Raw genomic sequence first — 21,830 nt, forward strand, 5'->3', positions numbered from 1 at the left:
TTAACTTTCGACTCTGTAAAAATTATCTAAGACCCCAAGTAGAGACTTGTGTATACACAAGTCTCTACTTAGCCTTAATTAAACCAAGCTGCGAACTGGAAGAATTGCCCTCGGAAAACTTCTAACAACCGTAACCAAGTATTTGTATCTGTGACTTTACCTAACTCTAAATAAGGTGCAGGAGCAGTTCCTTGCACCCATAAAACTAAATCAAAGGTTTGCGGCTGAGTGAAGACCTTGTTGAGATTAATACCTCTAACTTCGCGTTTTCTCCAGAGAGGGACTAGTTTTTGACCTGTTAATAACGCATCAGCCTCATTTAAAAAAGTCAGCCACTCATCAATCATGGGTTTAGTGACGACTGCATTGGGAATTACCCCTTTTTGTTGAGGATTGGGTAGCCATTCCCGGTCATTATCAGTTTCGGCTAAAATCAAATCCCAAGATTGACGACTTAAGGCTGTGACTGTGCGTAAATTTTCCATTGCAGTGGTTAAACGTTCTGGTTCAGCCACGGGAAAATTCATCAGATGAACAAACGCAACGATGTCGGTAATAATATCAAAGTCAAAACTACCAGATGGGCTTCTACCCTCAACCAGAAAGGGATAGGGGGTTTTTGGTTGAGCAAAAATTAAATGAGCCGTGGCATCAAAAAGTTTACTTTCATCGTAAGCTAAAACGATCTGAGCGATCGCAGATAGTAAATTGCAGTATCCCCTTAGCCAAATTACATCACCTGCATCAAAAGCGATCGCTAAATTTTGGGCAGCTTTTTCACTGGCTGGTATCCCTGTCAATAAGCTAAAAGTCTTCCAGAAAGATTCATCTTCTACTAACTTACCATCTCCGTTGATATCCAACCTTGTTAAACCCAGCCTCAGCGGTAACTTAACTTGATTATCTTTGATTGGTTCCAGGGTATCCTTGACTTGAGTTAAATCATTGAGTAAATTTTGCAGAACATTTCGTGTATCTTGATATGTGACTGGCTCTGGTTTAGGATTTATCGGTACAGGCAAACGTAAAATCGGGAAAAACTGGGTAACAAAATTTTGCTGCACACCGTAACGGTAAAGCGACTGGGTTAATCTTTGAGTTGCACCCATCAACTGCACAACTCCCAACTTAAATCGCGTCAAATCATCATTGTTGTTTTCTTGGAGTTTGGCCGTAAAAGCTGCTTCTGCTTCCTGAAATTGAGCATTTATCAGATACTCCTCAATATCCGAAGAAGGTGTTGCCGATTTCACTAGCGGCGTAAATGAGAATAATAGGCTAAGGACTAGTAAAAGAGAACAAACAAAAAGGCGCATAAGTTTTCACCTCATAAATTGATTTGTTTGCGCTACTTTAACCTAAATCATCCATAAGCCTGTCAAAGAATAGCTAAAAGTCTAGTTTAGGTGACAGGTGATAGGTGACAGATAACGGTCTAAAAGCACAATCTTTGGGTGTAATTCATGGTAATTGCTGTATAGCAGATAGCATCATTTTTTAATTGCAACAGCTTTTTTACGGAAATTAACGCAACACTTCCCACAATTGCGGAAATTATTGGTTACGATTGTCTGGATTTTAAAGCTGGTGGGGTATGAATCTCTGTGTGGCGTAAATATAGTTTTATTACTAGTGTTAGTCTAAGTCTTGCTTTATTAGTTACTGGTTGTGAAAATAAAACCTCCCAGTGTCAGCGACTAATTCAAGTCGTGAACGAAGGAAATGCTCTTATTGATCAAAATAAAGGCAAGCAAGCTGTTACTAGCTTGCAATTATCTAAAGATTTAGAAGCGATTAATACATCTTTAGAAGAATTAAAATTGGCCGATCCCCAACTCAAAGAATATCAAAGTCGTTTTCAAAAGGTGTTTGATAACCTCAGTCATGCTATAGCTAAGGCGGCTCAAGCTTTGGCTGCTGCAAAAACAGCCGAAGCTTCACCAACGGGTAGAGAAAAAATTAAAAAAGCCAGAACCGACATTGATAACGCCTTAACAGCCGCCGCTAAAACTGCTGGCAAAGAATCAGATAATTTAATGAATGATCTGAATAAATACTGTACCCAGTCGGAATAAAAGTCTGAAGTGTGTAGACGCGCGGTGGCTTGCCGCAGGCTAGTCTGAAGTATCAAGTGTGAAGATTGAGATTGAAACCCTACCGAGGTGGGGTTTTTTGTTGCGTCACTTTATTCACCAGCTGCTTTGTTGCCATTGAATTCAAGTGGGTCACGCCGCCAATTTTAGTTAACGCCTGATTTTTATGTTGTGGATATTACCCAACTTCATAGCTGAATTTCGGACTTTAGACTTCATACTTCAAACTTTTTATAACTTTTTATACAGAAATATCCTGAAGAACACCAGAAAACTTTGTCAAAAGAAATATTGGTGTTAGTCAACAGATATACCATGAGTGACCTAAGTCTACTGATGCTAGGCGTATTGACAGCCGGGCAAACATCTCCACCTAGTAATTTACCAGAACCGCCTGTAGTTCAGTCAGACAGAGAAATACAGCAGCTAAAAACAGAAAATTTCTCCGAAATTTCTCCACCTGCTGAAATCACGCCACCTGAATTTATGCCGTCGGATAGCACTGCCGAGGCGATGACGGCACCTGTAAATGACCAGTATCAAAATCTACTTAATAAAAATCCGAAAAATACTAGTTCCAACAATTCTCTCAACCAAGAGTCGCAAATTCCAGCAGAGACTACACCAGAAATTTCTCCAGCGGTTCAATTACCAATTTCTCCAGAATCTCCCGCAGCACCAGAGTTTTCTGACACTATTGAATCAGATGATCAGATGTCGCAAGTGACATCGGTATCGCAATTAGATGATGTCCAACCAAATGACTGGGCTTTTGGTGCTTTACAGTCTTTAGTTGAGCGTTATGGCTGTATTACAGGACATAACAACGGCAAGTATTTAGGTAATAGTGCTGTCAATCGTTATGAATTTGCTCATAGTTTAAATATTTGTTTGAATCAGATTCAAGAATTAATTACTAAAACTCAAGGTAATACTGTTAGTCAAGCAGATTTAGACCAAATCCAAAGATTACAAATTGAATTTCAAAAGGAATTACAAGAAGTAGCGCAACGTGTTGATGTTTTAGAAAATAAAAATATTGAATTAAAGTCTCATCAGTTTTCGACGACAACTCGACTATTTGGACAAGCTATTTTTAGCCTTCAAGGCACAAATACAACTAATGTGGATTTGTTTCCTAGAGATGGGGTGCCAGAACGGCAAGGTAAAACTAATCTAACTTTTACAAATGGTGTCCAGTTAACTTTAGCAACATCATTTACTGGAAAAGATTTATTAATTACAGGACTATCGGCAGGAAATTTAGGTTCTAATGCTTCGCTAATTTCTCATAATATGGGGCGCTTGAGTTTTGAATCGAATACTGAGAATGGAGTCGTTATTAATGATTTATCTTATCGATTTTTATTGGCAGATAATTTAGGAATTGTAGTAGGTTCATCTGGAGTGAATGCAGCTACAACTTTTCGCGGAATTAACCCGTTAGAAGGTTCTGGAGATGGGGCAATTTCGCAATTTGGTCAACGAAATCCGATTTTAAATATTGGTAACGGCACTGGTGGTATAGGTTTTGACTGGGAAATTAGCGATCGCATCAGTCTTCAAGGTGTATACAGTTCCGAAATCGCCAGTTTTCCCGGTAATGCCAATTTAGCTGGCTTATTTGGTGGTAGATATAGCGCAGGCGCACAACTGACTCTCGCACCCACCGACAATCTAGATATCGGCATACATTACATATATTCCCACTCACCGAATGATTTACTGGGTACTGGCATTGGTGACGCGCAATTAATTTCGCCATTTGCACCCACTACAGCGTTTAATACCCATGCGGTTGGTGCAACTATAGCATGGCGTTTAAATGATCATTTGCAGTTGGGTGGCTGGGGTGGTTTTTCTACTTCTAAACCAGCTAATCTCTCTGGTAGTGTAGAAACTACTAATTGGATGGTATTTGCGGCGTTACCAAATTTAGGTAAGGCTGGAAATCTTGGCGGTATTTTAGTGGGACAACCGCCCAAAATTAGCTCCAGCAACTTACCCGATGGCTACAATTTTCCTAACTTCTCGAATGGGGGAACGCCAGGGGGACGTAGCGATACATCACTACATATAGAACTTTTTTATCGCGCCCAACTCAATGACCGTCTTTCCCTGACACCGGGCTTATTAGTTGTGTTCAATCCTGATCATAATGCTGCTAATGACCCTTTGATAGTAGGCGCATTAAGAGCAGCTTTCCGGTTTTAATTCCGTAAGCATGTAAATGTAATCACAAGGGGCTAAACCCCTTTCTGTGTTGCCTTATTACCTTTGACTGTCAGCAATCTTCCAACATATCCAATTTATATTTCGACTTTTTGCTCACGCACTAGAAATCTAATGCGTGTTGTTTTTGATGAGTAAATCAGGAGCAAATTTTTTATGCAATTCAATTCATCAGTAACAAAGATTAGCTGTGCAGTTTTAGGTAGTAGTAGTTTAGCCGCAATGTTGCTTGGGTTGACTGGTAGTAGTGCTTCTGCTCAATTAATCATTCAAAGCACTGGTACAATTTCAGGAACCTTGGAGCTACCCAGTTTCAACCCCAATTTTAATAACTCCGTCACACGCATTGATACTGACTCTCAAGGAGTTTATCAACGAAATATCGGTACCGCCAGTAGACCCAATTATGTACCTGTCTATAAGTCAGATTATGTAAAGGTACTAACACGCAATGACGGCAGTTTGCGTTATGTGGTTGACTTTAAAGGCATCCCGGTGATTTCTTTTAATGGGGTTTTGACTTCGCCGGCGCTGTCTGGTGGTCAATTGACACCCTTTACTTATCAAGGAAAAATCCCGAATATTACCTTTCAAGGTATCGTACAAGATGAATTTGGGTTTGCCAAAGCTTTCTATACGGGGATTGTCACCGACCCCCAAACAGGTAAACAATATCAAGGTACTTTTCAGTTAAATGGCCAAGGGCCAAGATATAGCGATCGCAATGGTGGCGAAAGTCCTACAGTCTTTGATTATAAGTCTGATATTCCCGGTACTACGCCAGATCCGACACCCTATGAAATGAAAAATACTCCTTTGGTAAGGTTGACAATTACCGTACCTGCTGACGCTACCCTGATTAATCCTGGTGGTGGAACTACTCCAACTCCCACAACTCCCACCCCACCTAGCGTTAATAACCCTTCAACTTCTACACCTACCCCCAGTACACCAATTCCAGTATCAGTAGATAGTGGTGCGATCGCCACAACTCCCATAAAATCTAATCTTGGCGGGACATCTGGTCAATCTACTCCATCACCTTCTACTGACTCCAATATGGAATTCAGCAGCGGTTATTCTCCGACAGCTAACCCTGTCAGTTTAGAAGTTTCTCCTGTCGCAGCAAAGATTTGTCACGATGATTCTCTCAATTGTCGCCCGCAAGTAACTGCAACTAAACAAGCAATTGGCCCCCGTAGCCGCGTTCTAGTGCGTTAGTTGCTGATGAAAGGGAATAGGGAACGGCAACAGTTTACCTTGTCCCTGTTCCCTCTCCGAAGAAGCCAAATTTTCCATTTTTCAGGAATTGGCTCAGGGGGGATTGTAGCTAAACCATGACTAAAAAATACGACCTCCTAGAGCAAAAACTATACTGGGAGTTTGGGTAGCAGTTTTGCGGCTCATACTTCCAGATTTCTGCTGAATATACCCTTAATAATTTTCTGGTTATACTAGTACAAAAAGTGTGAACTCTGAAATGGGTCAACCTGTATAAACAGCAGCCAAGCCATTTGTCAGAGATAGTATATTTATCTATCCACTGTCAGATTTATAAAACCTGACAAAGAACATACAAAAAATCACACAGCTAATCTTTACCCAACTGATCAGTCAACCACAGCAGTTAAGGCTGTACAAACAACAAAACTACATCAATCACACATCTGGCAAGCGAGCATTTATGAAAGAGGAATTGATTGTATTGATAGTCAGAGTTTTACAGGTCTTGCGAATCAATATGAATTGGATGACGTGGAACCTGTTTTTGGCTTTCATACCTTTGGTCTTAAGTGTTTGGTTGTTCCGCACTCGCCGGGGACGTTCTTGGGTTTGGTGGTTGGGATTTATTGTATTTTATGCTTTCTTGCCAAATGCACCTTATTTATTAACCGATGTCATTCACCTGATCGACGATATTCGGACAATCCAATCAGTGTGGATGATTACTTTAGTACTCATTCCAGTTTATTTGTTGGTAATTTTTGCCGGATTTGAAGCTTACGTTATCTCTTTAATTAATTTAGGATACTATTTACACAGAATTGGCAAAAGTCATTGGATTTTTAGAGTTGAGTTAATTACTCATGCTCTGTGTGCTGTTGGCATTTATTGGGGAAGATTTCTGCGTTTCAACAGTTGGGATTTTATTACGCAACCGGATGCTTTATTAACTAAAGGTGTAGAAGAGCTTTTAGGTAAACAGCCTTTAGTGATTATAACTATTACTTTTGTGATTCTGCTTGGTTTGCACTGGCTCATGAAACGAGTGAGTTTGGGTTTTGTGAATCAAACACCACAAAGAATGGTAGCTAACTCAAATTCAGCTAATACTGATACACCCAATGCTGGATAAGTAGAAACTTTAGTTCAAATATTTACATAACAATTTGAATTAATACGCCACTATCTGGCGTATTTTTTATTCATTGTGTCTTTAGATCCCCGACTTCTTTGAGAAGTCGGGGATCTTTTTGTTCACAACTCAGATAGGACTGCTATAGCAATCCTATCTGAGTTGTGAAAAAGTATTCTTTTTAACGAACCGCAAAGAGCGAAAAGGACACAAAGAAACAGAAAGAGGAAAAGAAAGAGAATTTCACGAACACTTGAGGACTGCTATATCTCTCTCAAGAATGGTGGGTTTTGAGGTATTTTTTATCAAAAGAAAGATGAAATTTTTAGTGTCTAGTTCTGAAATAAATCTAGATCATGCAATTTATATTTCTGTGGATAGGAGTTTTATAATATGGCACTATTATCTATTGATGAGCTAAAAATTTTAACTGAAAATACTCATAAACCCTGTATTTCTCTATATATGCCGATGCAAAAAGCAGGGCCAGAGATTCGGCAAAATCCAATTCGCTTTAAAAATCTCATCCGGGAAGCACAAAGCCGTTTAGAAGCAATGGAAATGAACGAAGGCGAGGCTAATGAGTTGCTTCAGCCAGTAATGGAATTGGATACAGGAGAATTTTGGGAAAATCAAGACCAAGGTTTAGCGATTTTGATTGCACCGGGAGTATTTCGTTATTATCAGTTACCAACGGAGTTTCAAGAATTGGTAGTTGTGAGCGATCGCTTCCACATCAAGCCGTTGCTACATTTAATTAATAATGATGGTAAGTTTTACGTTTTGGCTTTAAGCCAAAAAGATTTGAAGTTTTTTGAAGGTACGCGCTCTGGCTTGAAGGAGTTAGAAATCGAAAATCTGCCTAAGAGCATTGATGAAGCTCTGTTATACGACGAAACCGCTAAAGATGGTCAATTTCGCATCGCTACAAAAAAAGGTAGCAGCTCAAATCCTTTCTCCCGTTCCCAGCCAGGTGCATTCCACGGCCAAGGAAGCCCAGACAGAGATCAACACCAAGAAGCTATCCTGCAATACTTTCACATAGTCGATGCGGAACTGCATGAAAAACTCCGCGAAGAAACAGCACCACTAATTTTAGCGGGAGTAGATTATCTGCATCCCATTTACCGCCAAGCCAATAGTTATAACAATTTACTAGACCAAGGGATTACTCGCAGACCAGAGCTTTTCCAAGTTGAGGAATTACATACAGATGCTTGGGAAGTTGTCGAGCCGTTGTTTCATGAGTCGGAACAGCAAGCGATGGAACTTTTTCAACAATTGCTAGGTGAAGGAACTGGTACAGCTTCTAGTGATCTCAAGGAAATGGTGGCTGCGGCTTATTACCAAAGAGTTGATTCTTTGTTTGTCCCTGTAGGACAACAAATTTGGGGTAAGTTTGACCCAGAAACGATGAATGTAGATATTCACCCAGAACCAGAACCAGATGATCAAGATTTGCTAGATTTTGCCGCAATTCACACGATTCTCAATGGCGGTAGGGTTTATGCTGTGGAACCAGAGAAAATGCCTAGTCAGTTACAAGTAGCAGGTATTTTCCGATATTGATGGTTTTTGTAGTGTTGTATACAGTTGAACAAGCTATATACAACACCTATGCTGAATAATTTTTTTGCTTTGCTGAGTCAATCTTTTGTCAGTTTGGCGGTTTTGAGTCAAATTGCTGTATTTGCCCAAGCTAGTAGTGCAGCAACTATTGTTGGGGAATCAGGCAATGTTCGTGCAGAAATATCTTATGAGAAACCAGAGGAATATCAATATAAAAATGTGCGTTTGCAAATTAGCCGCGCAGGTAAAGTTGTTTTAGATCAAAAACTGCCTCAAGAAAGTGAATATGATCGTCCTGTTGGCGGGATATATGAAAAAGAAGATAAGTTACCCATACTAGATTTAGACGGTGACAAAGAACCAGAGGTGATTGCCGATTTCTTTACAGGCGGCGCACATTGTTGTACTTATTCGTTGATTTATCGTTACGACAAGAAATCCCAAAAGTATACTCAAATCCGCCAAGATTGGGGTAATGGGGCTTATCGATTTCAGGATTTTGATAAGGATGGGATTATCGAACTTGAGAGTCGAGACGATCGCTTTGCCTATGCTTTTACAGCTTATGCTGCTTCTGCTTATCCGTTGCAAATTTGGCAATATCGCCAAGGCAAAATGGTTGATGTGACTCGTCGCTATCCCAAGTTAATTTATGGTCACGCTTCTGAGTTATGGAAAACTTACACGGAGATTCGCCAGCAAGGTGATGACGGTAAAGGATTTTTAGCTGCGTATTTGGCTGATAAATATTTGTTGGGTCAAGCAGAAGATGGTTGGAAACGAGTCCGACAAGCTTATACAAAAAGCGATCGCGCTCAATATTTTGCCGATTTACGTAAGTTTTTCCGCGAAACTGGGTATTTGAAGTAAGATTTTATGGCTGACTCATGTGACGGCGTGCTGCTGCTAAAATTAACCGATGTTCAGCACGGGCGATCGCATAATGTGTTCGTTCCACTGCTTCTGGTTCGACGGAAATTGAGGTAATGCCCCATTCTACTAGTTTGTCAATAATTTCAGGATACAAGGCTGGTGCTTGACCGCAGATTGCACAGGGGATGTCGGCACTTTTCGCCATTTGGATTAATTGAGCGATCGCACCCATGACGGCTGGATGGCGTTCATCAAAGATTTTTGTGAGTTGTCCTTGTTCTCGATCTACGCCTAACAACAGTTGTGTTAAGTCGTTTGTCCCAATAGAAATTCCGGCTACCCCGGCTTTGACATATTCTGGCAATAAAAATAATACACTAGGCACTTCTGCCATAATCCACAATTGAAACTGCGACATTTGAGTTAAGCCGATTTGTTCAACTTTCTGGCGACAAAAGCTAAACTCAGCCACACTCCGCACAAAGGGTAACAATAACCGCAGATTGCTATAACCTGCTTTTTGGACATTCAGTAACGCTGTGAGTTCCAAATCAAAAACGGCAGGGTTGTTAAGATAACTCAATGTGCCGCGATCGCCCAAAATTGAATGGGTTGCAGATGATGGGGTATAAGTTGATGAAAACTCCGAAAATCGCCAATCAAGAGCGCGATAAAATACCGGACGGGGCGTAAAAGCACGTACAAAATTAATAACCTGCTGTGTCCACAACTCCAACAATTCTGAGCGACGACCACTCATAATCCAATTATGGGGGTGTTGTCCTTCCAAAATATTCAACAGCATTAATTCCGATCTCAACAATCCTACACCATCGACAGGTAAGGTCTGCGATCGCTCAATTAAATTAGGCTGACTCAGATTCACCATTAGTTGAGTAGCAATCATGGGCGGTTGCGAACTAAGATGCGGATGGTGGAATAAAACAGAAGGAACAGGTGAAATAATTTCTGGATTTTCTTGATTTCTGGCTTTGCTATCTCTGAGGCGATAAACTTCTCCCCTATCGCCATCTACTAGCAATTTTTCTCCGGTTTGAATTAAGACTGTAGCATCTTTTGCACTCACAACTGCGGGAATGCCTAATTCTCTAGATAATATTGCAGCATGACTAGTCAAACCACCTTGGACTGTCACAATTGCCACAACTTTTTGCATTAACCCTAACCAATCAGGCGCGATAGTTGGGACAACAAGCACAACTCCTTCAGGTATTTGCTCAGGTTTTTGCAGGGAATTAATTACATAAGCACTAGCAGTGACTTTACCTGTGGCTGCGCCTAAACCTTTGATTAAATTTAAATTAGGAACTGTTGCTAATGGAGTGTTAACTTCTGTGATGTGGATGTGCGAAACTACATCTGCTTCCGCAATACTCCACTGGACAGTAAAATTTTTACCCAGTTCACTGACTAATTGATTTCCCAAAGCTATAACTTGTTGCAAATTTGCCTCTGGCAAAGCGTATTGTTTCTGTCTTTCTTCTGGGAGTAAATAAGCAACTAGACAAGTGTTTTCATCAGTTAGTATTGACTGGAGTGGTGGTTGAGCCGTTCCGGTTGTCCCATCATCCAGACGATAAGCCAGCAATTTATTTCCTAAATGTCGTTCCAGAACAATACCTGTTTCTTGCTGAATGTAGTAAACATCTGGCAAAACTTCTCCTCTGTTAAGTGCTACTCCTAATCCCCAAGTAGATTCAATTGTCCACCCAGAGACGTTAGCGTGAATTGAACCACTGGCGATCGCATTTTGCATTGGTTGTACTAACACCGCCAAATTCACATTTTGTAGATCAATTCCCTGGCGTTGCCAATACAGTAAGCTTCTGGCACGAAATAACTGATTCCAAATTCGCTTTAATCCTAAAGCGATCGCATCTTCATCACAAGCACAAAAGATTGGCTCCAGTAACCCAGATGTATTTCCTATATCTTGTTTAGTCTGGAAGACTGACAATGTGGGTTGCAAAATCAAATATTTAGTTTGCCATTCTTTTGTCGCAGCAAAAATTGTACTTACCCATTGTGGTGGTACATTTGCCGCAATGATTTCTTGACGCAAACGACTAGCCACTTGCTGAAGTTGTCGCCAATTAGCTACATCAAGGTGCAATGAAGAATCAGGTAAGTCTGCAACTAAAGATTCTGAACTTTTAATAGTTTCTAAAAATTGCCGCAACACTTCTGCTGAAATTACAAAACCAGGTACCACAGGGTAACCACGCTGCATAATTCTGCTCAAATAAAATGCTTTGTCGCCTACTTTGGCGCGGTCTTGTAGTTTAATTTTGTCAAGCCAGTAGACTTTTTCCACTCACTTCATTTTTAATGATTTGTCAATTTGCCACTACAGGCTTTGCTCTCGGTAAATACTCCCAGGCTATTGCATAAATTATCTGCCGAGAGTGGTTCTTTCCATTTGATTATTGAAAATTAGTTTGACTCAGTTATGAGTTTAAGCACTCATTCAATCCTGTTTGGCAATCATCTCACCCCTTGGTTAGTTAATATTTCTTGTGCCATAGTCATAGCTAAAACCCTAAACAGGCATCAAGCCTTTAAGTCTTGAGTTCATGGCTAAACCTAGTAGTTTGAGTTAAAATTTTACTTATTCGTCTGTTTTAACACTCAAATAGCTAGTCCATCAGTTGGAAAATTACACTGTTAGTCTAGTTCATTAATATTGACATAAATTTCCTTCAAAATTCTATATCATCTGCCTCAAATCACACTAGGCTGAATGCAGTTTATCATCGAAAATTGCTATGATTAGCAGGTTAATTAACCATTATCTGGTTTGATTTCTGAAATTATCTGTACAGGCTAGGTGTCAACAGGAGTATTTTTGGAGTGTACTGTTTTTTCAGAAATTAAATATGAGTTCTATATTTGCATAAAATAATTTATACTCAGCACCTTTCCCTGATATAAATACCTATTAAGTTAGGAAAAAAATCGCATTAAGATAGTTTGGCTCTCCTAGACTAGCTATAGCAAATTAATACTTAATATCAGGTTAAATCCTTACATAGTCTGGGATTCAGGAGTAATAAAGTAAATTTTTATTAAATCATTGTTTTTATATTAGCGAAACCTTGTTATATCAATCATTTGAGCCATTTTTTAGTGTTAATTTATCAACCCAAGTCTGGGAGAGCCGATAGTTTTTACTCAATAGATTAAGTAAACTCAATGGGGATATTTTTAAGTTAAAGTAGCATATATTACGTTATATATATTTTAAAACAAAGTTGTTAAATACTTACTACTTGCTACCAAATGATTGGCTGAATATTCTGTTTAGACTGTGCCTCGCTTTGCTGTTCGGCGCAATTATTGGCATCGAACGTCAAATTAGACGTAAACCAGCAGGCTTAAGAACTCACATACTTGTAAGTTTGGGTTCTGCCTTGTTTACTCTCATTCCCTTGCAAACAGGGATATCAGAACCTAACCCGGATGCCTTGAGTCGTGTTATTCAAGGTATTGCCGCAGGTGTCGGATTTTTGGGTGCGGGAGAAATTATCCGCGAATCTTCGCAACAATCGCCGCGCCTGGAAGTTCACGGACTGACATCAGCCGCAGCGATTTGGGTTTCGGCTGCATTAGGAATTGCTGCTGGTTGTGGCTTATGGCAATTAGGATTAATAGCGGCTTTATTGACAATTTTAGTACTGAATCTATTTAAGAAAATAGAAAAAAGCTAATACCAATTAACTATATAAATCCGATTTGATTTATGAAAAAATTTTAGTTTAGGGTGTGTTAGACGTAAGCCGTAATGCACTGAAAACTTTGCAATAGATGCGTTAAGCTATCGCTAACAAATCCTACTAATGAGCAATTTTATTTTCATCAATAAACTATATCAGGTGTTTATTTATCAGGTATTAAATAATGCCAATGCTTGAGCAAAAATCTCTTCTTCGGCTCTAGTCTCTAAAATTAATTTAGCTAAATATATAAATTCCCAATCTGTGTGATTGTCATTTTCAATAGTTTTACTAGCGGCGTAAAAACTCACATCATCAGCGCATAATTCATTGGTATTACCCGTTTGCAGTTCTGGTTTGCGGATATCCCACGAAACTGTTTTACCACGCAAGGTAAATTGGAACCAGATGATTTTGTCATACGCTAATTCAAAAAAAACATCAAAATAAGGTTCTTCACCTTGAAACCAAATTTTTTTATAACCCTCTTGTCGTCTTTGTTTGATGAATCTTTGCTCAATTGCTCTTAATGATGCACCTAAATAGGCAATTTCTTGAGGGTCTAATTTATAATTAGTTTGTTGCATAATGGAAATGTCATGGTTCATCGGTCATTGGTCATTTGTCATGTTGAGCATTGACTATTGACTAATTAATTGATATTTCTCCGGCCTTGACAAACAGAATTTGAGAAGAATTCAACCACTGAGCATCAAAAGAACTTAAGTGAGTTGTTGTGATTAAAGTTTGAAAACGGTCTTGAATCGCATCAAGCAATTGATTTTGACGGTATGGATCTAATTCCGCTAAAACATCATCAAGCAACAACAGTGGTGGCTCTTTTACTACTTCTTCAATTAACTGTAATTCTGCTAGTTTTAAGGCTAAGACTAAGGTGCGTTGCTGACCCTGAGAACCATATTGCCGAGCAGGCGTTTGATTAATAGTCAATTCTACTTCGTCACGATGAGGGCCGACAAGGGTAGTACCTCGGTAGAGTTCGGCGACAGCGCGTTGTTGAATTTTGTTTAAAAAAGCTTGCTGGACTTGTTCTGGTTGCTGCTGGTCTAAAGGAATGTTCGGTGAATATTTAATTTCTAAGATTTCGGTACTGCCGCTAATACTAGCGTGCCAAGCCGCAGCAATGGGAGCTAATCTTTGAATCGCCCGATCGCGTCTTCTAATAACTCTTGTACCTGTGGTTGCTAACTGTGCATCCCAGAGGGCAAGTTGTGTATTTTGACTATTAAGTGCTGATTCTTGGTGTTTTTTTAGAAAGGCATTGCGTTGGCGTAATACTTGGTTATATTGTTGCAAAATATGAGCATAAACTGGTTCGAGTTGAATTAATAAAGTATCCAACCAGTTGCGGCGGACTTCCGGACTACCTCTGACTAGTTCTAAATCCAAACTGGAAAACTGCACGGCGTTGAGGACACCTAAAAAATCCATTTGTCGCCGTACAATCTCACCATTAATTGCTACGCTGCGGCGACCGTTACGACGGAGAGTTAATGTTAAATCACTAATCCCTGTGTCTCGTTCTAAGTTGGCATTGATTTGGGCTAATTCTGTGCCATCTTGAATTAAATCGCGATCGCGTGCCATTCGGTGCGATCGCAATGTTGCTAATAACTCTACAGCTTCTAACAAATTCGACTTACCCTGAGCATTGTTACCCACTAAGATTGTTTTAGCCGCGTTAAACTCAACTTTTTGGTCTTGGTAATTGCGAAATTGTCTGAGGTGTAAAGTTTTCAGATACATAATTTAAGTAAAAAGGCAAAAAGTAAAAGGCAAAAGTAAATATAGCAGGAGGCAGGAGTTAGCAGTTTTATTATTCCTGACATTCAAGTTTTCAAAATGTCCTAACCTCTATGACTACCCCTATAGTTTTTCCTTTTTACTTTTACCTTTTACCTTGTTAAACAGTTTTCTTGCCCATAAAACGGAAGAAGATTTTTTCGCCTTCAATCCAGACAAACATTAAGGCGCTGAAACCAATACAAATTGCTAACTCAGCCGGGGGTAGCCAATGAGTACCGAAGAAATCGCGCAGGGGTGGCACGTAAATTAGCATCAGTTGTAATATCGTTGTCACCACAACCGCACCCAGCACATAGGGATTAGAGAAAGGATTCACCTCAATAGTTAGCTGGTTGTTGGAACGAATGGCGATCGCATGACCCATCTGGGCAATACACAATGAAGTAAATACCATTGTCTTCCAACGTTCTGGGTCAAGTCCCTCGCCGGTTGAGGTTTGCACATGGAAGTATGACCATTCCATGAGGATGATTGTAATAATCGCAAACACAATCCCAATGCGAATCATGTAAGAACCCAATCCTCTCGCAAAAATGCTTTCGCGGGGACTAAAGGGGGGACGCTGCATCACATCCGGTTCTGGTGGTTCAACTGCCAAGGCTAAGGCTGGTAAACCATCTGTGACCAAGTTCATCCAGAGAATCTGCAACGGTGTCAGGGGAACACCACCTAAACCTAAAATTGGCGCAGCCGCAATTGTCAGAACTTCGCCAATGTTACTGCCCAAAATATATTTAATAAAGCGGCGAATATTGGTGTAAACCACTCGACCTTCTTTAGTTGCCGCCACAATGGTGGCAAAGTTGTCATCCAGCAGTACCATGTCGCTGGCTTCTTTACTGACATCAGTACCAGTGATGCCCATTGCGATGCCGATGTCTGCTTGTTTTAAGGCTGGGGCATCATTCACACCATCACCAGTCATGGCCACAAATCGACCCCGGCGTTGTAAGGCTTGTACAATTCGTAGTTTGTGTTCTGGGGCAACTCTGGCATAGATGCTGACTAAATCAACTTGTTGTTCTAGTTCTTGGTCACTCATCCGTTGCAATTCTTGACCAGTTAGAACTCTGTCGCCTTCTTGGGCAATGCCTAAATCAATGGCGATCGCGCGGGCTGTTAATTGATGGTCGCCTGTAATCATAACTGGGCGAATACCAGCTTGGCGACATTCTGCCACAGCTGCCCTAACTTCTGGTCTGGGTGCATCCAGCATTCCGACTAATCCCAGCCACACCAAGCCTGTCTCTGATTCCTCATCTGTCCCTTCTGGGGGAACTTCGGTGAGGGGTTTATAAGAAAAACCTAATACCCGCAAACCTTGACTAGCCATTTGGTCATTAGCTGCCAAAATTTTGCTGCGTTGTTCTTCTGTTAGCGGTGCTGTACTTGTACCCAAACGAATTTCTGTACAACGTGCCAAAATTAATTCTGGTGAACCTTTGGTAAACATCAGGTAAGGTTCCGAGTTGACCAAACCTGCGATCGCTGGGTCTACACTGGTCAAAGATGGTTCCCCAGTCGCTATTTCCTCAACCTGGGTAATCACACTCATCCGTTTGCGTTCGGAAGAGAAGGGGAATTCACTGACACGGGGTAACTTACTATTCCATTGGTCTTTTTCAATCCCAGCTTTGCCTGCTAATGTCACCAATGCGCCTTCGGTGGGGTCGCCTAAAATTGCCCATTCGCCTTTTTCTTTTTGCAATACTGAGTCATTACAAACGGCGCAGGCGACTGATAAAGCCGGGATTTCCAGAAAATCGCCCACGGAAATTTTTTGACCATCTAATTGAAAATCGCCTACAGGTGCGTAACCTTCCCCTGTAACTCGGAATGTATTGTTATTGGTGAATACTGATTGCACCACCATTTTGTTTTGGGTGAGTGTCCCGGTTTTATCCGAACAAATGGTGGTGACAGAACCTAATGTTTCCACGGCTGGCAATTTGCGAATCAAGGCATTGCGGCGTACCATACGCTGGGTTCCTAATGCCAAGGTCACAGTAATTACGGCGGGTAAACCTTCAGGTACTACCGCCACCGCCATACTCAAGGAAACTTCTAACAGGTCTTGTAAATTGCTAAAACCTCTGGCCTGAATAACACCACCAATGACAACGATCGCCACTAAAATCAAGGAACCAGAAACTAAGACGTTACCCAGTTGTGTCATCCTCTGCTGCAAAGGTGTGGGTTCACTTTCCACCGACTGCAACATGGTGGCAATTTTACCCAGTTCGGTCTTCATTCCGGTATTTGTTACCAGAACTTTACCCCGTCCTTGAACAACTTCCGTACCTTGAAAAACTAAGTTGATGCGATCGCCTAAAGATGTATCTTCAGGTAGTTGAAGAGTTGCTTGCTTGTTAACTGCTTCTGCTTCACCTGTGAGTGCTGATTCTCGCACTTGTAAACTAGACTGTTCAATTAAGCGTCCATCTGCGGCTATCTGCACTCCGGCTTCCAGCAGCATGATATCTCCTGGGACGATTTCTTTGGCTGCCACATCTAATAGTTTTTTATCGCGGAGGACGCGCACTAAAGGCGAAGACATCTGTTTGAGTGCAGCTAAAGCTTGTTCGGCGCGACTTTCTTGGACATAACCGAGGATACCATTCAAAATCACAATGGCCATGATTGCCACTGTATCTTTAAACGGTACTTCTCCTGGCTTGAGTTGACCAGCTTGCCAAGCCGTAAAATCCAAAAACCCAGAAATCAAAGCCACAGCAATCAGCATCAACAACATAATGTTCTTGAACTGATCTAGCAATATTTCCCAAGCACTACGACCACCATGTTCTTCTAACTCATTGGTGCCGTATTTTTGCAACCGTTGTTCAACTTCTTGGGGTGTTAAGCCACTGTCTGCCTTACTGTCCAGCAGGTCTAGAGCTTTATCAACTTCTAAATTATGCCAAATCGGGGTACTTTCAGGCAGAGAATTAGCAGACATTGTTTAGGTTACAGAAAAGGTTACAAAATTCGATCATAATCTTAGTGATGGCGATAAAACCATCCACCAAAGTTACATTCAAGTTCTTGCTCACACCAATTGGAAAAATGATGACTATAGATGGATTAACCTCAAGGCAGGCTGAGACAGTAATTTCCATCCAAAATCTCAAATTCCCAATAGTATGACTTGTACAAGTTTAAATGTGTTTCTCGACATTTGCTATAGCAGGAGGCAGGAGGCAGAAGGCAGGAGGCAGAAGGGAAGAGTTTTACTATGCCTCGCATTCTTGCTTTTTAAATGTCCTCACCCATGCTTCAACTGCTGTAACTTGATTTGAGTAAGAATTCTATGTATTTTTATGTAGTTTATAGTATTTCTAAAAACATTTTATAAAAACTATTACCCAAAGAAATTTGTGGTTATGTCTAGAGGTTATAGCAAAATTAATGCTCGGCGTGCTAAACCGTGGAATATATATGCTTAATATAAATTTTGCACTCCCTAATTAGACTGCTAGCCAGATGTTTGGGCAAAGGACAATTCGACCGCTTACGGCTGCCTCCCTATGTGGCATTGCTTTCATCAAAGATACACTCATTGCGATTGACAGTACAAAAGGGCATCTACTGGAGATTGATCCTGAGTCTGACAACAGCAAAATCATCAATCCGCACCAGGTTAAGGAATTTAATGATGTCACTGGTTTAGCAGTTTGGGAAGATACCCTCTGGGTAACTCGTGGCAACAGTATTTACTTATCAAAGCTGGGTTCTTGGGGGTTAGAACATTTTGCCACATTGCCATATACGGCTAATGGTGTGGCGGTGTGGGAATCGACGGTGTATGTTAGCTGTCAAAAGCTGGGTTACATTGTGATTTTTGACCGCAGTACACGCAAAGAAATTACGAAATTTTATGCGCCTGGGGTGGGTGTGGAAAATTTGGCAGTCACCCAAGAAACGCTGTGGATTTGCGATCGCACTGAACAAACAGTTTACTCGATGGATCGAGCTACAGGGGAAGTCAACTTTAGTGTACTAACACCTTTTGATTCACCCACAGGCATAGCAGTACACCGAGATGATGAAGGTAAGGAAACTCTGTATGTTGCCTATGCTTCTGAGGAACCTTATATTCGGGATAATCCCAATGCTGACCCGAATCATGAATTAACTTACCGCGATCGTACTTTCATTCACCCACTTTATTACTACTACAACCCAGATAAGCGTTACGCCTTATCAAATGGCTATCTGATCGAAATGTCCTACGCTGAGGAAATTGCACCTTTAGAAGAAGTGTATCTCCCGGACGTAGAATGGCGCATCGCTTTACCGTCAGAAACAGAACGCCAAACAGTTAAACATGTTGAACCAATTGGTATTCCTTTTACCGAAGAAGTCATTGATGGGCAACGAGTAGCAGTATTTAAATTTGATGCCCTCGCCCCCGGCGAACGTCATGTATTTGGCTGGAAGGCATTGTTAGAAGTGCGAGGAATCAAGTATCGCATTACGCCTAAAGATACTGAAGATTTGCCAGAACTCTCAGCCGAGTTTCAAAATCGCTACTTGGTAGATGACGATGATTTGGCAATGGATACTTCCATAGTCCGCAATGCTGCCCGTGATGCCGTTGGTTCCGAAACCAACTTGCTACGGAAAATGTATAGTATCCGTAACTACGTATACGATGAGTTGTCTTACGGTATTAAACCTTACATTGACACCCCAGATATAGTTTTAGAACGAGGGGTTGGTTCTTGCGGTGAGTACGTCGGTGTTTTACTGGCTTTATGCCGTTTAAATGGTATCCCTTGCCGCACAGTTGGCAGATATAAATGCCCTCCCTATGGCGAACATCAAAAAGTACCATTACAACCCGATTTTAATCATGTCTGGTTAGAATTTTATATCCCCAACTTTGGCTGGTTGCCAATGGAATCTAACCCCGATGATGTCGGATATGGAGGCCCTTACCCCACTCGCTTTTTTATGGGCTTGTGCTGGTACCACATCGAAATTGGCAAGGGTATCTCTTTTGAAACCTTAAGCAGTCAAGGTGCTAGATTGACAAAAGAAGATATTCCCATCGGTGATTTAGCCATTAATCATATTCGCTTTACAATTCTTCAAGAATTACCACCTTTTTGATCTGGAAGTACATGCAAAGGGTGAAAGGGTTTAAGGGTACAGGGTGTAGGTGAGAAATGACAATAATTTCCCCCATGTCTCCCTTGTCCTCCTTGTCTCCCTTCCCTTATCCCTCACACCCTCACACCCTTATACCCCTACATCCCTACACCCATTCCTAACAGTCCAATTCATCAATTCTTAAAACAAACCCATATTTCCCAGTAACAGTAAGGATATAGTTCTGTAGTCAAACCACATAGCAGAAACCGTATACACCCTCAAGACAGCTATGAATAATTAGGATAGTCTTCCTGTATATATGTAGTTCAGCCGCCAGTTGTCGAAAGGCGGAAGTCGTAAAGCAATCATCAGATTGAGATTTACTTTCCTGAAGTTCCCTAAAGATATTGGTAAATATAAAAACTAGTACAGGTCGGCGTAAATAAACTTTCTTTTTCCTTTTGCCTTGTCGTACTAGCCTTCTTGAGTTTTTTCAAAAAAAATCTTTATTCCATAGCATTTATCAACCCAATTTAAAATGGTAATAATCCAGTGAATGATTGGATAAATCGCAAGTCTCAAAAAGTTGCCAAACAGCAGGTTGCTGGTAGTAATCTTGTCGCCACCAGTCAACAATCTTATATACCTTCATATTTGACAAATAATTCGCAGTCAAATGCTGAAGAAAAGCAAATATATCAACATTTATTGCATTTGGTACAAGTTAAATCGCCAAATGAAATGCTAGAACGTTGTCGTGCTTTATTTGTTGAAGGTGCAGATTATCCTGAGCCAGAAATATTATTAATCTTAGATAAAATTACAGCATCTAAAACTGCTGTACATGAGTTTAATTTTTTTATTAATCGTTGCTGCCATATTTTAATTAATCGCTGGCACATGCAGCCGCAATTACACTATGCAATTCCTGAGTTAATCAAATTATTAGCTACTTCACCTACTAGGTCAAGAACCACCAGTTTTCGTTATCGCAACATTAGACGGTTACGGGAATTAATTCAAATGTTTATCGTCAGCGAACAGTATTTAACTTTGCAGCGATTTGTGCAGGTAATGACGAGAAAAACTGAGGAAAATATTCATCATGAATCTCAACCTTTAATTACTTTAATTGGGCGCTATTCATATTTATATGAACATTGTTTGATTAGTGATGATTCTACCTTTGAACATCAGTGGCGCGTTAAGCAAATCCAAGCACAGGCGCAAAAGCAATTTGAAGTTGATTTATCTAAATATGTCACTTATCAAGTGCGTCTTAATCAGATACTCAAAAAAGCTTCAGTAGAAGAGGCAGAGAGAATTTTACGTCCTGTAAATAATCCTACATTATTGAGCGATCGCGATCTGCATACCACTCTCCAACATTGGATTGGTAAGGTAGAAGGTAACTATACATATCAAGAGTTAGCCCAAAAATTTTTACAGTCTAATCAAAAGGTAAATTGTTTAAGTGATTTTAAAGATAATTTGTATGAATATCTTATATCTTCTATTACTGGCGGTTCGGGAAAACGCCAATGGCACCAAAAGCTACATACACAATTAAAAAATACATTACCACAAGCTAATTCTCAAAAACCTGATGAGTTCTTAATCATGAGAATTTGTAGTCAGCTATTGAATTTTTTAATTGTTGAAAGTCATTTATCAATCCAGCATTTTAATTTTATTGACTTGATTACTAATCAAGGTACACTAGTTACCACCGAATTATTATTGAAAATAGTCTTAATTTGTCCTAAAGTAAAACCTTATTTAGAAAAGCGGTTGACAATTTTATTTCAGCACTATGAATCTACAAATACTAGCGATATTAAGTGGCTTGTCAAGATTTTAGAACAAGTTAATATTGCTATGGTTATTTATTTTGGCAATATTGATATATCTTATTTTAAAGAGATTGGTTGATCTCGGCAAGGGAGACAAGGGAGATAAGGGAGACAAGGGAGACAAGGAAGAGAGATATTTTTTAAATATTTAGGATTTCTATGTTCTCTAACCCCCAGTACAATACGGCGTAAATAA

Annotated in this window: 14 protein-coding genes; 9 read left to right on the plus strand and 5 right to left on the minus strand. The window is 40.3% G+C overall.

Features of this window, described 5'->3' with window-relative positions; genetic code table 11:
- Positions 1 to 74: 74 nt before the first annotated feature.
- Positions 75 to 1,253, minus strand: a complete 1,179-nt coding sequence (locus H6G75_RS19120; protein WP_313934868.1) for a hypothetical protein — start codon at positions 1,251 to 1,253, stop codon at positions 75 to 77.
- A gap of 345 nt (positions 1,254 to 1,598) precedes the next feature.
- On the opposite strand from H6G75_RS19120, the gene H6G75_RS19125 reads away from it, so the two are divergent.
- The 6 genes from H6G75_RS19125 to H6G75_RS19150 all read left to right on the plus strand — a co-directional run bounded on the left by H6G75_RS19125 (position 1,599) and on the right by H6G75_RS19150 (position 9,120).
- Complete coding sequence (locus H6G75_RS19125; protein ID WP_190981609.1) at positions 1,599 to 2,075, plus strand: hypothetical protein; 477 nt, start codon at positions 1,599 to 1,601, stop codon at positions 2,073 to 2,075.
- Between the two features lie 333 nt (positions 2,076 to 2,408).
- Positions 2,409 to 4,307: an iron uptake porin gene (locus H6G75_RS19130; protein ID WP_190981587.1), complete on the plus strand. Its 1,899-nt coding sequence runs from the start codon at positions 2,409 to 2,411 to the stop codon at positions 4,305 to 4,307.
- 174 nt (positions 4,308 to 4,481) lie between these two features.
- Positions 4,482 to 5,546, plus strand: coding sequence for a hypothetical protein (locus H6G75_RS19135; RefSeq protein ID WP_190981588.1), 1,065 nt, complete (start codon positions 4,482 to 4,484; stop codon positions 5,544 to 5,546).
- A gap of 463 nt (positions 5,547 to 6,009) precedes the next feature.
- Entirely contained in the window at positions 6,010 to 6,681 is a 672-nt protein-coding gene (locus H6G75_RS19140; protein WP_190981589.1) for a DUF1361 domain-containing protein, read from the plus strand.
- Positions 6,682 to 7,074: 393 nt separating this feature from the next.
- A complete protein-coding gene (locus H6G75_RS19145; RefSeq protein ID WP_190981590.1) occupies positions 7,075 to 8,250 on the plus strand; it encodes a hypothetical protein in 1,176 nt (391 codons plus the stop codon).
- A 48-nt stretch (positions 8,251 to 8,298) separates the two neighbouring features.
- Positions 8,299 to 9,120 carry a hypothetical protein gene (locus H6G75_RS19150; protein ID WP_190981591.1) on the plus strand — a complete coding sequence of 274 codons (822 nt, stop codon included), beginning with the start codon at positions 8,299 to 8,301 and terminating at the stop codon, positions 9,118 to 9,120.
- 4 nt (positions 9,121 to 9,124) lie between these two features.
- Here H6G75_RS19150 and H6G75_RS19155 read toward each other — a convergent pair whose 3' ends face one another.
- Entirely contained in the window at positions 9,125 to 11,458 is a 2,334-nt protein-coding gene (locus H6G75_RS19155) for a putative PEP-binding protein (RefSeq protein ID WP_190981592.1), read from the minus strand.
- A gap of 937 nt (positions 11,459 to 12,395) precedes the next feature.
- Between H6G75_RS19155 and H6G75_RS19160 the strand changes: the two genes are divergently transcribed.
- A complete protein-coding gene (locus H6G75_RS19160) occupies positions 12,396 to 12,851 on the plus strand; it encodes an MgtC/SapB family protein (RefSeq protein ID WP_190981593.1) in 456 nt (151 codons plus the stop codon).
- 176 nt (positions 12,852 to 13,027) lie between these two features.
- Here the strand turns inward: H6G75_RS19160 and H6G75_RS19165 are convergent, their stop codons facing one another.
- From H6G75_RS19165 to H6G75_RS19175, 3 genes are all read right to left on the minus strand, one after another.
- Complete coding sequence (locus H6G75_RS19165; RefSeq protein ID WP_190981610.1) at positions 13,028 to 13,444, minus strand: hypothetical protein; 417 nt, start codon at positions 13,442 to 13,444, stop codon at positions 13,028 to 13,030.
- Positions 13,445 to 13,505: 61 nt separating this feature from the next.
- Positions 13,506 to 14,624 (minus strand): DNA replication/repair protein RecF, encoded by a 1,119-nt coding sequence (gene recF / locus H6G75_RS19170; protein ID WP_190981594.1) that lies wholly within the window; start codon positions 14,622 to 14,624, stop codon positions 13,506 to 13,508.
- 157 nt (positions 14,625 to 14,781) lie between these two features.
- Positions 14,782 to 17,643, minus strand: coding sequence for a cation-translocating P-type ATPase (locus H6G75_RS19175; RefSeq protein ID WP_190981595.1), 2,862 nt, complete (start codon positions 17,641 to 17,643; stop codon positions 14,782 to 14,784).
- Positions 17,644 to 18,167: 524 nt separating this feature from the next.
- Here H6G75_RS19175 and H6G75_RS19180 point away from each other — a divergent pair.
- Positions 18,168 to 19,799 (plus strand): transglutaminase domain-containing protein, encoded by a 1,632-nt coding sequence (locus tag H6G75_RS19180; RefSeq protein WP_190981596.1) that lies wholly within the window; start codon positions 18,168 to 18,170, stop codon positions 19,797 to 19,799.
- Between the two features lie 534 nt (positions 19,800 to 20,333).
- Complete coding sequence (locus tag H6G75_RS19185; protein WP_313934869.1) at positions 20,334 to 21,713, plus strand: hypothetical protein; 1,380 nt, start codon at positions 20,334 to 20,336, stop codon at positions 21,711 to 21,713.
- Positions 21,714 to 21,830: the final 117 nt, after the last annotated feature.

Origin of the sequence: Nostoc sp. FACHB-280 (genome assembly GCF_014697615.1) — a bacterium.
Classification (GTDB): domain Bacteria; phylum Cyanobacteriota; class Cyanobacteriia; order Cyanobacteriales; family Nostocaceae; genus Nostoc_B.